Origin of the sequence: Cellulomonas oligotrophica (genome assembly GCF_013409875.1) — a bacterium.
In the GTDB taxonomy this organism is placed as follows: Bacteria; Actinomycetota; Actinomycetes; order Actinomycetales; family Cellulomonadaceae; genus Cellulomonas; species Cellulomonas oligotrophica.
Genome location: NZ_JACCBK010000001.1, coordinates 2,180,850 through 2,194,016, shown reverse-complemented (window position 1 = coordinate 2,194,016; position 13,167 = coordinate 2,180,850). Strand labels below are relative to the sequence as shown.

Sequence of the window (13,167 nt, the reverse complement as noted above, 5' to 3'; positions counted from 1 at the left end):
GCGTTCACCCGGTGCTCATCGTGCGTGGTCCCGCCCGGATCGTCCGGTTGCCACGCTGGTGCTCCCCCACTCGCACCGTGGAGAGAGGCACCCATGACCACCCTCGACGACCGCGACGCCGCCCCCGGCGTCGCCCGCCGATCGCTCCTTCCGCTGCTTCCCATGGCCGGGCACACGCGGGGCAAGCGGTCGCCCGTCACCTGCCACCTCAAGTGCGGCGACGCGTGCTCCCAGCCCGTGCCGAACACGTCCGAGAACCCGTACTTCCGTGACGTCGTCGACGCCGCGCTCTCGCGCCGCGCGGTGCTCGCCGGCGCGGCCGTCGCCGGTGCCGCCATCGTCATCGGCAGCACGGTGGGCGACGCGCTGCCGGCCGCCGCGCACGACTCCCGCCGGGGCCGGCTGCCGTTCCGCGCGATCGCCCCGCAGCCCGCCTCGACCGACGCGTTCACGGTGCCGTCCGGGTACCGGTGGCGCCCGCTCGTGCGCTGGGGCGACCCGCTGTTCTCGACGCGCGACGCGTTCGACCCCGCCACGGTCACGCCCGAGCAGGCCGCGCGCCAGTTCGGCTACAACTGCGACTACGTCGACGTCCTCGAGGACCGCGGCGGGCGCACGGGTCTGCTCGTGGTCAACCACGAGTACACCAACGAGAACCTCATGTTCCCGCCCGCGACGACGCCGGCCGAGGTCGAGCGGCAGCGGCGCGTGGGCATGGCCGCGCACGGCATGTCCGTGGTCGCGGTGCAGCGCTCGCGCAGCGGCGAGCCGTGGTCGTACCGGGTCGGTGCCCGGCAGAACCGGCGGATCACCGTGAGCACGCCGTTCGCGTTCACCGGTCCCGCGGCGGGCTCGCCCCTGCTGCGCACGGTCGACGACCCGGCGGGCACCACGCCCGTGGGCACGCTGAACAACTGCGCCGGCGGCACCACACCCTGGGGCACGGTCCTGTCGGGCGAGGAGAACTTCAACCAGTACTTCCGCACCGCGGGCACGAGCGCCGCGGACCGCCGGTACGGGCTGGCCGACCGCGCCACGACGCGCGGCTGGGAGCTCGTCGAGCCCCGGTTCGACGCCCGCACGCCGGGCTACGAGAACGAGCCGAACCGGCACGGGTGGATCGTCGAGGTCGACCCGCAGGACCCCACGAGCACGCCCGTGAAGCACACGGCGCTGGGCCGGTTCAAGCACGAGGGTGCCAACGTCGTCGTGGGCCGCACGGGTCACGTGGTCGCGTACATGGGCGACGACGAGCGCTTCGACTACGTCTACAAGTTCGTCTCCAAGGAGCGCTACAAGGAGGGGGCGCGCCACCGCGAGCACAACAAGCGCCTGCTCTCGGCGGGCAGCCTGTACGTCGCGCGGTTCACGGGCGACTCGCCGGCGGCCGAGCTCGACGGCACCGGCACGCTGCCCTCCGACGGGCAGTTCGACGGCAGCGGCGAGTGGATCCCGCTCGTCGTCGACGGCGTCAGCAAGGTGCCCGGCTTCACCACGGACCAGGTGCTGGTGCACACGCGCCTGGCCGCCGACGCCGTGGGCGCCACCAAGATGGACCGCCCCGAGGACGTCGAGCCCAACCCGGCCACGGGGCGCATCTACATCGCCTGCACGAACAACACCGACCGGGGCGCCGCGGGCAAGGAGGGCGCCACCGAGCCCAACCCGCGCGTGCAGAACCGGTTCGGCCACGTCGTGGAGATCACCGAGCACCGCAACGACGCGACGTCGACGCGGTTCGGCTGGAGCATCCTGCTGGTGTGCGGCGACCCCGCGACGACGCAGAACACGTACTTCGCGGGCTTCCCGCCGGAGAAGGTCTCGCCCATCTCCTGCCCCGACAACGTCGCGTTCGACTCCACGGGCAACCTGTGGATCTCCACCGACGGGCAGCCCGGCACCATCGGGTACTGCGACGGCCTGTTCAAGGTGCCGCTCACGGGCCGCGAGCGCGGTCACGTGCAGCAGTTCCTCGCCGTCCCGCGCGGGGCGGAGACCTGCGGGCCGGTGGTCCGGGACCGGCAGGACATGGTCTACGTGGCCGTGCAGCACCCGGGCGAGGACGGCGCGTGGGGGGCGCAGCAGTCGTTCTTCCCCGACTACGTGGCACCCGGCACGCTCGCGCGCGGGCGCTGGGGCGGGCCGCGCCCGAGCGTCGTGCAGGTCTGGAAGGACTGACCGCACGGGGCGCACCCCGCGCTGGGCCGATCGGGTGAACCGACGCCCGCCGTCGTGGTCACCGCACCGTGGTAGACCGGTGCGGTGACCACGACGAGCACCGAACCCACCCCCGAGAAGCCCGAGACGCCGTTCCACGACCTGGACGCGTACAACGCCCTGCCGCGCACCGGCGGCCTCGTCCTCTCGCCCGACGGCACCCGCCTGGTGACGTCGGTGCAGACGCTCGACAAGGACGCCACCCGCTGGGTCACCGCCCTGTGGGAGGTCGACCCCGCCGGCGAGCGGCCCGCGCGCCGGCTGACCCGCTCCGCCAAGGGCGAGTCCGGCGCCGCGTTCACCCCCGCGGGCGACCTGCTGTTCACCAGCGCCCGCCCCGACCCCGACGCGGCGTCCGGCGACGACCCTGTGACCGCCCTGTGGCTGCTGCCGAAGGACGGGGCCGAGGCCCGCGTGGTCGCGCACCGCACCGCCGGGCTCGGCGGCCTGCGCGTCGCGTCCGCGGCGCCCGTGGTCGTCCTCGGCTCCGCCGTGCACCCGCGGGCCGCCGACGCGGCCGACGACGACCGGCTGCGCAAGGAGCGCAAGGACAAGAAGGTCGCCGCGATCCTGCACGACAGCTACCCGGTCCGCTACTGGGACCACGACCTCGGCCCGGCCGCGACGCACGCGTTCGTCGGCACCCTCACCGACGCCGTGCTCGCCCCCGCCGCCGGCGACGCCGACGCCCGCCTCGAGCTGCGCGACGTGACCCCCGACGCGCCCGTCCCCGCGCTGGCCGAGCAGAGCCCCACGATCAGCCCCGACGGCACGACCGTCGTCACGGCGTGGTCCGCGACCCTGGCCCGCGCCGACGTGCGGGCCCACCTCGTCGCCGTCGACGTCGCCACCGGGGAGCGCCGCGTGCTGCTCGCCGAGGACGACGCCGACCTGGGCGCCCCCGTGGTCTCGCCCGACGGCACCCTCGTGGCGTACCTGCGCGAGTCCGTCGCGACGCCGCGCACCGCACCGCGCGTCGAGCTGTGGGTCGTGCCGCTCGCCGGCGGGCAGCCGCGGCGCCTCGCCGAGGGCTGGGACCGCTGGCCGCACGAGCCCGTCTGGCTGCCCGGCTCGGACGCGCTGCTGACCGTCGCGGACGACGACGGCCGCGCCCCGGTGTTCCACGTCGACCTCGCGTCGGGCCGGGTCACGCGCGTGACCGCCGACGACGCCGCGTTCTCCGACGTGCAGGTCGCCCCCGACGGCGCCACGGCCTACGCGATGCGGACCTCCTACGCGGCGCCCGCGCACCCCGTGCGCATCGACCTCGCCGCGGCCCTCGCGGCCGGTGCGCCCGTCGAGGCCGCCGCCCTGCCCGCCCCCGCGCCGCTGCCGACCCTGTCCGGGCGGCTCGAGGAGGTCGAGGCCGCCGGCACCGACGGCACCCGGGTGCGCGCCTGGCTCGCGCTGCCGCACGGCGCCTCCGCCGACGCGCCGGCACCCCTGCTGCTGTGGATCCACGGCGGCCCGCTGGGCTCCTGGAACGCCTGGTCGTGGCGCTGGAACCCGTGGATCCTCGTCGCCCAGGGCTACGCCGTGCTGCTGCCCGACCCCGCCCTGTCGACCGGGTACGGCCAGGAGTTCGTCCAGCGCGGCTGGGGCGCGTGGGGCGCCGCGCCCTACACGGACCTGCTGGCCGTCACCGACGCCGCCGAGGCCCGCGACGACGTCGACGAGACCCGGACCGCCGCGATGGGCGGCTCGTTCGGCGGGTACATGGCCAACTGGGTGGCCGGGCACACCGACCGCTTCCGCGCCGTCGTCACGCACGCGAGCCTGTGGGCCCTCGACCAGTTCGGCCCGACGACGGACGGCGCCTACTACTGGCGCCGCGAGATGACCCCGGAGATGGCCCTCGAGAACAGCCCGCACCGGTTCGTCGGGCAGATCGTCACCCCGATGCTCGTCATCCACGGCGACAAGGACTACCGGGTGCCCATCGGCGAGGGCCTGCGCCTGTGGTACGAGCTGCTCGCGCACTCCGGCCTGCCCGCGGACGACGAGGGCCGCAGCCCCCACCGGTTCCTGTACTTCCCCGACGAGAACCACTGGGTGCTCACGCCGCAGCACGCCAAGGTCTGGTACGGCACCGTGCAGGCGTTCCTCGCCACCCACGTGCTCGGCAGCACCGGTGACGACACCGCGTACCCGGAGCTGCTCGGCTGACGTCGTCGCAGGGCACGGCCGCCGTCGGGGCCTGACGGGGCGCGGCACCCACCCGGGGTGCCGCGCCCCGCGCGCACCCGCCCGCCGCGGTCGGCCGCCGCCGCTCGACGTGCGGGACCGCCCGACCGGCACCAGACTCGCCAGCCAGGCCGGGGCGACGGGCGCCGGCAGGGACGAAGGAGCGACATGGGTATCGGTGGCGGCATCGCCCTCCTGGTGATCGGCGCGATCCTCTCGTTCGGCGTGTCCGACGTGATCGAGGGCGTCGACCTGACGGTGATCGGCTACATCTGCATGGGCGCCGGCGCCCTCGCGCTGGTGCTCGTCCTCGCGCTCAGCAGCAGGCGCGCACGCACCTCGCACCGCGAGGTCGTCGTCGAGCGCCACGACGACCGGCTGCCCCCGCCGGCCGCCTGACCCCCCGCCAGGGCCGCCCCACCCGTGCGTGTGGGCGGCCCTCGGCACACTGGCCACGCGCCGGCCGCCCGGCGCGCGACGCACGCGGCCCCGGCCGCGAGGAGGGGGAGGCGGATGGACCACGACGAGGCACGCCAGGCCAAGACGCACGCGCTGGGGCTCGCCCGCGAGCTCGTCGAGCGGCACGTGCGGCCCGCCGGGCTCGACGACCGGCCCACGGTGCCGCTCGCGCTGGGGCTCGCCCCCCGCCCGGACGGCGGGTACGCGCTCGCCGTGCGGTACCGGCTGGGCGTCCCGCAGGTGCGGGCCCTGGCCCGCCGGGTCGCCGCCGACGCGGGGCCGGACGTCGACGTGCGCCGCACGGGACGCGTGCGCCCCCTCGCGAGCGGGACCCCGCAGCTCGCGGGCGACCCCGGACCGCGTCCCCGCCCGCCCGTGATCACCGCCCGCGCCGTCGGCGAGACGGGACGCGTGCGCCCCCTGCGCCCCGGCGTCTCGATCGCGCACGTCGACGTCACCGCCGGCACCCTCGGCGCGTTCGTCACCGTCGGCGGCGTCGTGCACGCCCTGTCGAACCACCACGTGCTCGCCGGCGCACCCGGCGCGCAGGTCGGCGACCTCGTCCTGCAGCCCGGCCCCGCCGACGGCGGCACCGCGCGCGACGACCGCGTCGGCACGCTCGCGGCGTCCGTCCCCCTGCGCCCGGGCGTCACGGCCCACGTCGACGCCGCACTCGCACTGCTCGACACGCCGGACGTCGACCCCACCTACCCCCTCGGCCGGGTCACCACCACGGCCGCGGCGCTCGGCGGCGAGACCGTCGTCAAGACCGGCCGCACCACGGGCACGACCCGCGGCCGCGTCACCGCCATCGAGCTCGACGACGTCGTCGTCGGGTACGGCGACGAGCTGGGCGACATCCGGTTCGACGACCAGGTCGAGGTCGAGGGCCTCGGCCCCGACCCCTTCTCGCGCGGCGGCGACTCCGGCTCCCTCGTGCTCCGCGAGGACGGCGTCGCCCTGGGCCTGCTCTTTGCCGGGTCCGAGACCGGGGGTGAGAATGGTCGCGGGCTGACGTACGTCAACCCGGTCGACGCCGTCCTCACCGCCCTCGACGCCACGCTCCTGGGCTGACGCGGTGGACGACGTGACGAGCGCACCGCACGCCCGGGAGGTGCAGGCATGGCGGACCTCGAGCAGGCCCGCGCCGCCAAGCGCGAGCTCCTCGTCGCGCTCGCGGGCCGACCGGGGCTCGCGGTCGGGATCGCGCCCGACGCCGACGGGTACGGGCTGCTCGTCCGCGACACCCGCGGCGGGCCGGCGCACGCCGACGTGCCCCACGACGTGCACGGGGTCCGGGTCCGCGTGGCACCGGGCGGTCCCGTCGCCCCGCAGGGCTGAGCCGTGGACCCCGGGGACGGCCCGCAGGGCGTGGGGCGTCCCCCGTCGCGCCGCCGGCTCCGGGCAGACCGGACGAACGCCCAGGAATCGGTTGCCCGAGCGGGCGATCTCACGGATCTCTCACCTCTCGGGAGTCGTGCAGACGTGATCCCAGGGTCGATGATGAGCAGCGTGACGCGTGGAGGCTCTGCCACGACGGGTGCGCACCGGGAGGGCCTCTCCGCTGCGGACCTCCGTGGCGTGCGCGGGCTCGCGCTGGCGGCGTACCGGCTGGACCGGTGCCGCGACGTCGACGACGTCGTGGGTGTCGCCGCCCGGCTGGGCCTGTCGGTGGTGGACGCCGACGTGTGCCTGCTCGTGCGCGTCGAGCAGGGCACCACCCGCATCCTGCACCTGGAGCCGGCGGACGCCCCGGCGCGCGAGCCGTGGGTCACGCGCACCACGACCACCGTCGACGAACGCCCCGCGCTGCGGACCCTGCTGCGCGACCGGAGGTCCTGGGTCGCGCACACGGTCGACGCCGCCGGCGCCCCGCTCGCCCCCGGCGACCCGGAGGGCGGGGACCCTGCGGAGGTCGAGACGCTCCGCGCGACCGGCAGCCGCAGCGTCGTCACCGCACCCGTCGTCGTCAACGACGCCGTCTGGGGGCAGCTGACCCTCGCCCGGCGCGACCCGGCGCTCCCGCGGTTCGGCGAGGACGACGTCGCCACCGCGGACGTGCTCGCCGCGCTCGTCGCCGGCGCCGTCGCGCGCGTCGACCTGGAGCGGCAGGTCCGCCACATCGTCGCCGACGACCCCCTGACGGGCCTGGCCAACCGCCGCGTCGCGGACTCCGCGGCGGACGCCGCCCTGTCCTCCGGGCAGGAGACCTGCATCGTCATGTGCGACGTCGACGGCCTCAAGCGCGTCAACGACGAGCTCGGCCACGACGCGGGCGACGACCTGCTGCGCGCCGTGGCGGACGTGCTGCGCCGCGCGGCCGACGCGCTGCCCGGCGCCACCGCCGCGCGCATCGGCGGCGACGAGTTCTGCCTCGTCACGGCCGGGCACCCGCGCCGGCTCGTCGCGGAGACCATGGCGCTGACCGTGAGCCGGTTCCCGCTGCCGCACGGCGCCGCGATCTCCTACGGCGTCGCGTCGACCGCCGTCACGGGCGCGGTGCACGCCCGCCACCTGTTCCGTCGCGCCGACCAGGCGCAGTACCGCAACAAGCGCGCCCGCGCCCGGGCGCGGGCCCGGTCCGTCCCGCTGGCCGCCGACCCCGCCGTGACCGCGGAGCGGTTGGTGTCCGCCGGTTCGGTGGCGATCGGGCAGGCGCAGACCGGCGTGGTGCCGCGCCTGTGCGCGTTCGCCGCGGCCGCGACCGAGACCCTCGGCGGCGAGGAGTGGACCGTGCTGGCGCGGCAGCCCGGCAGCGACGTCCTCGGGGCGGTCGCGCGCGGCGGCAGCCCGTCGGACGCCGGGCAGGCGACGACGACGCTCACGGTCGAGCGCGACGACTGGGTCGTCGAGATCGGGGCCGCGGAGTCCGTCGGCGCCGGCCGGCAGGTCCGCACGGCGCTGGCCGCGCTCGCCGCGATCGCCGTCCTCGACGCGGGCTGACCCGCCCGCCCCCGGCGGCTGCCGGCGGCCGCGGTGCGGGCCGGTCGCGCGGCGGCGGCGCCCGCCCGCGGGGTGCGGACGGGCGCCGCGCTCAGCCCAGCAGCGGGAGCGTCAGGGTGTCGGCCGCGCCGGCGGTGATGCGGACCGGGACGCCCCAGTCCTGCGCGGCCAGGTGGCACGCGGGGTGCTCGATCTCCGGGTCGCCGTCGCAGCTCGCCGCCCGCGCAGTCACGTGCAGCACACCCTCGCCGACCGCGGGGTCGAGCCGCAGCGTCCGCACCAGGTCCACGTCCGTCCCGGCGCCGTCGAGCAGCAGCTCGGGCGGCGTCGCGGACACCTGCAGCGACGTCGACGGCCCCCACCGGGTGTCGAGCTTCTGCCCCGGGGCGGGGGTGAAGACGACCTCGAGCCGCACCTCGCCGCCCGCGACGTCCGTCACGGGCCGCCGCGTGCGGTGCGCCCCGCCGTCGACGTGCGTGCCGGTCGCGTCGGCGGGCAGCGCCACGCGCGTGAGCCGGTGCGCGGCGGACTCGACGACGAGCACGTGCCCGGCGTCGCCCGCGGGCAGCACGAGGCCGCTGGGCTCGGCGAGGTCGGTCGCGAGCGTCGTCACGTGGCCCGGGCCGCCGTCCGGGTCCGGCGCCCACCGGCGCAGCGCCCCGTTGTACGTGTCGGCGACGAGCACCGAGCCGTCGGGCAGCACCGCGACACCCAGAGGGTGCTGCAGGCGCGCCTCGTCGGCGGCGCCGTCGCGGTGCCCGAAGTCGAAGAGCCCCTCGCCGACGACCGTGCGCACGGTCGCGTCCGCGGGGTCCGCGCCGGCGGCGTCGAGCCGGCGCAGCGCCGAGGTCTCCGAGTCCGCGAGCCACACGTGCTCGCCCGCCACGGACAGGCCCGAGGGCTGCGCGAACCACGCGTCGGTGGCCGGGCCGTCGACGAGGCCCTCGTTCATCGTCCCGGCGACGTGCTGCACGGTGCCCGCCACCGGGTCGAACGTCCACAGCGTGTGGTGGCCGGCCATGGCGACGACGAACACGCCCCACGGCTCGAACCAGGTCACGTCCCACGGCGACGACAGCCGCACGTCGCGGGCCGGCCCGGCGTAGGCGAACCCCGAGCGCTCGGTCCGCGGACCGTCCGCGTCGTCGGGCCGCACGTTGTCGACCGCGCCGACCATGAACTGCTCGCCCGTCCCGGCGACCGTCGTCACGTGCCCGTCGGCCAGGCGCACGCCCCGCAGGGCGTGGTTGACGGTGTCGGCGACGAGCACGTCGTAGCCCACCTGCGCGCGCAGCGCCTCGGGCACCAGCGCGAGCCCGTTCGGCTCGCTGAGGCGCGCCTCGTCCGGGCCGCCGTCGACGAGGCCGCGCTCGCCGGTGCCGATCCGCCGCACCAGCGTCTCGCCGTCCGCGGCCACCTCGGTCAGCGCGTGGTGCCCCGCGTCGGCGACGAGGAACGTGCCGCCGGGCAGCTCGACGGCCTTGGCGGGGAAGCGCAGCGTGGTCGGCTGCGGCGTCGGCGGCACGTACGGGCCGTCGCCGCGGTGCAGCGTGCCCTTCGCCTCGTGCTCGGCCACGAGCTCGCGCACGAGCGCCTCGACCGCGTGCGCGTGGCCCTCGCCGGCCATCTGCGCGACGACGTACCCCTCGGGGTCGATGACGACGAGGGTCGGCCACGCGCGCGCCGTGTACGCCTGCCACGTCACGAGGTCGGGGTCGTCGAGCACCGGGTGGTGCACCTCGTACCGCTCGACGGCGGCCGCGAGGGCGACGGGGTCGGCCTCGTGCGCGAACTTGGGGGAGTGCACGCCCACGATGACGAGGACGTCGCGGTGCTCGGCCTCGAGCTCGCGCAGCTCGTCGAGCACGTGCAGGCAGTTGATGCAGCAGAAGGTCCAGAAGTCCAAGACGACGACCTTGCCGCGCAGGTCGGCGAGCGTCACGTCGGCGCCGCCGGTGTTGAGCCATCCGCGGCCCACCAGCTCGGACGCGCGGACACGGGGGAGTCGGGTGCTGCTCGTGGTCACGGACCAAGTCAACACCGTCCGCGCCGCGCGCAGTCCCGCCGTCCGCCGCCCGGCCGGGGCGCGTGCGGCGACGGCAGCGCGCAGACCCCGCCCGGAGGGGGACGGGGCCTGCGCGCCGGTGCTGCGGGTCAGGTCAGGCGGGGGCGCACGTGGCGGTCAGGCCCGTGGGCGAGCCCGAGCCGATGAACCCGGCCGTCGCGGTCTGGCCGGCGTTCACGTGGCTGTTCCACCCGACGCTGCTGATCGTGGTGCCGCTGACCGTCCCGTTCCACGCCTGCGTGATCGTGGCGCCGGGGATCGACGCGCTCCACCCGTGCAGACCGCCTGCGCCGGCCGTCACGACGACGTCGGCCTGGTAGCCGCCCGGCCAGGTGTTCACGACCTTGACCGTCGCGGTGCAGCCGCCGGCGGTCGGCGTGGGCGTGGGGGTCGACGTGGGCGTCGGGGTCGGCGTGACCGTCGGCGTCGGGGTCGGGGTGGGCGTCACCGTGGGGGTCGGCGTGGGCGTCGGCGTCGGCGTGGGCTCCGTGCCGTCGCCGCCGATGTTGATGTCGGAGCACAGGTAGTACGGCTGGTCGGTGTGGCTGGCCTGCCAGATCGTGTACAGGATGGCCCGGCCCTCGCGCCCGCTCAGGTTGACGTCGGTCTGGTACAGCCCCGTCGTCGGGTAGCTGCCCGTCACCTTGACCAGCTGCATGTCGTCCCAGCCGGGCGCCTCCGTCGTGGGGTCGAAGCCGGGCTTGGTCACGTAGATGCGCAGGTAGTCGGCGCCGTGCTTGGCGCTGTCGGTGAGCGTGAGCTGGAACTGCTCCGGCACGTCCGTCATCTTCCAGGCACCGGGGGTGTCCAGGGAGTTGTAGCGCCCGCCCTCGGTCTGGCCGCCCGAGCAGAGCTGGCCGTCGGGGATGAGCTCCTCGTGCCGCCCGCCGATGCCCTCGTGGTAGAGCCCGTTCCAGTTCCACATGGCGTTCGGGTCGTCCTGCCACGCCTGCCAGCACATCGGGTCGAGCTGGGCCATGTTCGGGTTCAGGTGGTCCGCTCCCCACACGGACCAGCACCGGTAGTTGCGGGTCGGGGGGTCGGTGACGCTGCCGTGCGCGGAGGCGCCGGTGGCGACGAGTCCGGCGCCCACCAGGGCGATCGGCAGCGCCACCGCCAGGCGGCGCAGAGCGGTACGGACGGACATCGCGGTCTCCGTTCAGGTCGGGAGCGATCGGCTCGCGTCCCACCGCCCGCCGGCTCCCACCCCGGGCCCGCACGGTCGGCGTCGACGCGTTGCAGCAGACCGTCACCCGGAAGCCCCCGGGGGCGCCAGGCCACGAAACGTTTCCGTCGGGACGCAGGTCCCAGCCGGTGCCCGCGACCTGCCGCTCAGCGCCGGTCGAGCACCCAGATGCGCGGGTGGTGACCCTTGGCGAAGACCCGCACGGGCTCGCGCGCGGCCCATAGGTCCGCGGCGTCGGCCACGACCCGCTCCATCACGCGCACCTCGTGCGTCAGCACGACGAGGCGTGCGCCGGGGGCCGCGACGGCGTGCGCGGCGCGCAGCAGACCGGCGTGCAGCGCGGGGCTCGCCGCGTGCGACCCGTGCCGGGTGCCCCACGGCGGGTCCGCGAGCAGCAGGTCGGCCCCGTGCCCGTCGAGCGGCCCGGCCAGCGCCGCCGCGAGGGCCGCGGGGTCGGTGGCGTCGGCGGCCAGCAGCGCCGGCGCCGGTGCGCGCCGGAGCCCGGCGGCGTCGAGGTTCTGCCGCGCGGCGTCCAGCGCGTCGGGCGAGGTGTCCACGCCGACGCCGGCGGCCGCGGGGCCCGCGAGCAGACGCTCGACGAGCAGCGTGCCGGAGCCGCACATGAGGTTCACCACCCGGTCCGTCGGCACGATCCCGCCGAGCCGGCTCATGGCGGCGGCGATCGTCGCGTTGGCGGCGCCGGGGTAGTCGACGACGCGCCAGGTGCGGGCCGAGAGCGGGCGCGGCCCGACGCGCACGAGCACGTCCCAGCCGGGGTCGGTCGTCCCGGCGCGGCCGGTGCGGCCCGTGCCGCGCCGCACGCGCACGACGAGGTCGCCGTCGTCCGGGGCGTGCCGCAGGCCCGTGGCCTCGTGGATCAGGTCGGCGAGGCGGGCGAACGCGGCCGAGTCCGACCCGGCGGCCTCGAACCGGAAGCTCGACGACCCGGCCACGCGCAGCGACGCGTACGCGGCGTCGACGATCCGCTGGAGGTGCTCGGGGCTCGCGAACGACTTCGGCCGCGGCACGTCGAGGTGCACGACCACCCACGCGGCGACGGGGGTGCGCAGCGTGGCGACGGGGGCGAGCGGACCGGGCAGGTGCAGCTCGACGGCGTCGGTGCGTCCCGGCACGTCGCGCAGGCCGTGCGCCGCGGGCAGCAGGGCCGCGACCTCGGCCGCGACCACGTCCCGCAGGCCGGGCAGGAAGGTCAGCTCGACCGTGCTGGCGGCGGGGCGACGCGGCCGGTCGGCAGGGCGTCGGCCGCGGGCCTCCTGCCGGGGTGCGCCCGTGCGGCCCGCCTGGCCGGGGCGTGCGGGCCTGCCGTCGCGCGTCGGCTGCTGGGCGCGTGCGGTCCGCTCGCCGCGCGCGGGCCGGCCGGTGCGGCCGGCGGACCCGCCGTCGGCCGGGCGGGGAGGTCGTCGTCCGGGCACGCCGTCAGGCCGCGACGGTGACGGGTGCGCCGACGGCGCGCAGCACGAACGCCTCGGTCTGGGCCAGGGCGTGGTCGCGCTCGGGGCCGTCCTCCTCGGGGATGCCGCGGCCGGTCAGGCACGCGTGCACGAGGGGGACGGTGGTCTCGAGGTCCTGCTCGGGGAAGGCGCCCGAGGCGATGCCGGCGGCGAGGACGTCGCGCAGGATGCGCTCGACGACGAGCACGTGCTCGCGGACGCGCTGCTGGGCCCCGCGCGAGAGCACGGCCCGCAGGTCCGGCCCGGGGGCCACGTGGTAGACGCGGCGCAGGCTGGCCTGCTGGCGCACGTAGGTGCGCAGCTGCTCGACGGGGTCGTCGGTGCCCTCGATCGACGCCTGGAGGCCGGCGGCGTACTGCTCGGTCTCGTGGGTGATGAACCCGAGCAGGAGCGCCTCCTTGTCGGGGAAGTGGTTGTACACGGCGGTGCGGCCCACACCAGCGGCCGACGCGATGTCGGCCAGCGTGATGGCGTCGAAGCCGCGCTCGGCCATCAGGGTGCCGAGGGCGCCGAACAGCCGGAGGCGGGTCTGCTCGCGGTGCTCGTGCAGGGATCCGCCGATGATCTTGGGCATGCTGACATCCTCGCACACCGCGTCAGAAACCATGCCGCCCGTGCCCCGGACGGACCACGGGCGGGCC

Annotated in this window: 10 protein-coding genes; 6 read left to right on the top strand and 4 right to left on the bottom strand. The window is 76.6% G+C overall.

The window, feature by feature from the left end; translation table 11 throughout:
- Positions 1-93: 93 nt before the first annotated feature.
- The 6 genes from BKA21_RS09870 to BKA21_RS09845 all read left to right on the top strand — a co-directional run bounded on the left by BKA21_RS09870 (position 94) and on the right by BKA21_RS09845 (position 7,803).
- Entirely contained in the window at positions 94-2,178 is a 2,085-nt protein-coding gene (locus tag BKA21_RS09870) for a PhoX family protein (protein ID WP_140458043.1), read from the top strand.
- Positions 2,179-2,262: 84 nt separating this feature from the next.
- Positions 2,263-4,383 (top strand): alpha/beta fold hydrolase, encoded by a 2,121-nt coding sequence (locus BKA21_RS09865; RefSeq protein ID WP_140458042.1) that lies wholly within the window; start codon positions 2,263-2,265, stop codon positions 4,381-4,383.
- A 186-nt stretch (positions 4,384-4,569) separates the two neighbouring features.
- Complete coding sequence (locus BKA21_RS09860) at positions 4,570-4,800, top strand: DUF6458 family protein (protein ID WP_140458041.1); 231 nt, start codon at positions 4,570-4,572, stop codon at positions 4,798-4,800.
- Positions 4,801-4,914: 114 nt separating this feature from the next.
- Positions 4,915-5,934, top strand: coding sequence for a hypothetical protein (locus BKA21_RS09855; protein WP_140458040.1), 1,020 nt, complete (start codon positions 4,915-4,917; stop codon positions 5,932-5,934).
- A gap of 48 nt (positions 5,935-5,982) precedes the next feature.
- The gene (locus BKA21_RS09850; RefSeq protein ID WP_140458039.1) at positions 5,983-6,201 is read left to right on the top strand and encodes a hypothetical protein; all 219 of its coding nucleotides are present in this window, start codon (positions 5,983-5,985) and stop codon (positions 6,199-6,201) included.
- A gap of 240 nt (positions 6,202-6,441) precedes the next feature.
- A complete protein-coding gene (locus tag BKA21_RS09845; protein WP_239072871.1) occupies positions 6,442-7,803 on the top strand; it encodes a GGDEF domain-containing protein in 1,362 nt (453 codons plus the stop codon).
- 91 nt (positions 7,804-7,894) lie between these two features.
- On the opposite strand, the gene BKA21_RS09840 is transcribed toward BKA21_RS09845, so the two are convergent.
- The 4 genes from BKA21_RS09840 to BKA21_RS09825 form a co-directional block, all read right to left on the bottom strand.
- Positions 7,895-9,829: an NHL domain-containing thioredoxin family protein gene (locus BKA21_RS09840; RefSeq protein WP_140458038.1), complete on the bottom strand. Its 1,935-nt coding sequence runs from the start codon at positions 9,827-9,829 to the stop codon at positions 7,895-7,897.
- Positions 9,830-9,962: 133 nt separating this feature from the next.
- A complete protein-coding gene (locus BKA21_RS09835; RefSeq protein ID WP_140458037.1) occupies positions 9,963-11,015 on the bottom strand; it encodes a lytic polysaccharide monooxygenase in 1,053 nt (350 codons plus the stop codon).
- A gap of 185 nt (positions 11,016-11,200) precedes the next feature.
- Positions 11,201-12,487: a class I SAM-dependent methyltransferase gene (locus BKA21_RS09830; RefSeq protein WP_140458036.1), complete on the bottom strand. Its 1,287-nt coding sequence runs from the start codon at positions 12,485-12,487 to the stop codon at positions 11,201-11,203.
- 4 nt (positions 12,488-12,491) lie between these two features.
- The gene (locus tag BKA21_RS09825; protein WP_140458035.1) at positions 12,492-13,100 is read right to left on the bottom strand and encodes a TetR/AcrR family transcriptional regulator; all 609 of its coding nucleotides are present in this window, start codon (positions 13,098-13,100) and stop codon (positions 12,492-12,494) included.
- Positions 13,101-13,167: the final 67 nt, after the last annotated feature.

What these genes read in the sequence shown, in the direction of transcription:
- BKA21_RS09860 (WP_140458041.1), top strand. Translation starts at nt 4,570, where the DNA reads ATGGGTATCGGTGGCGGCATCGCCCTCCTGGTGATCGGCGCGATCCTC.
- BKA21_RS09850 (WP_140458039.1), top strand. Translation starts at nt 5,983, where the DNA reads ATGGCGGACCTCGAGCAGGCCCGCGCCGCCAAGCGCGAGCTCCTCGTC.
- BKA21_RS09835 (WP_140458037.1), bottom strand. Translation starts at nt 11,015, where the DNA reads ATGTCCGTCCGTACCGCTCTGCGCCGCCTGGCGGTGGCGCTGCCGATC.
- BKA21_RS09870 (WP_140458043.1), top strand. Translation starts at nt 94, where the DNA reads ATGACCACCCTCGACGACCGCGACGCCGCCCCCGGCGTCGCCCGCCGA.
- BKA21_RS09825 (WP_140458035.1), bottom strand. Translation starts at nt 13,100, where the DNA reads ATGCCCAAGATCATCGGCGGATCCCTGCACGAGCACCGCGAGCAGACC.
- BKA21_RS09855 (WP_140458040.1), top strand. Translation starts at nt 4,915, where the DNA reads ATGGACCACGACGAGGCACGCCAGGCCAAGACGCACGCGCTGGGGCTC.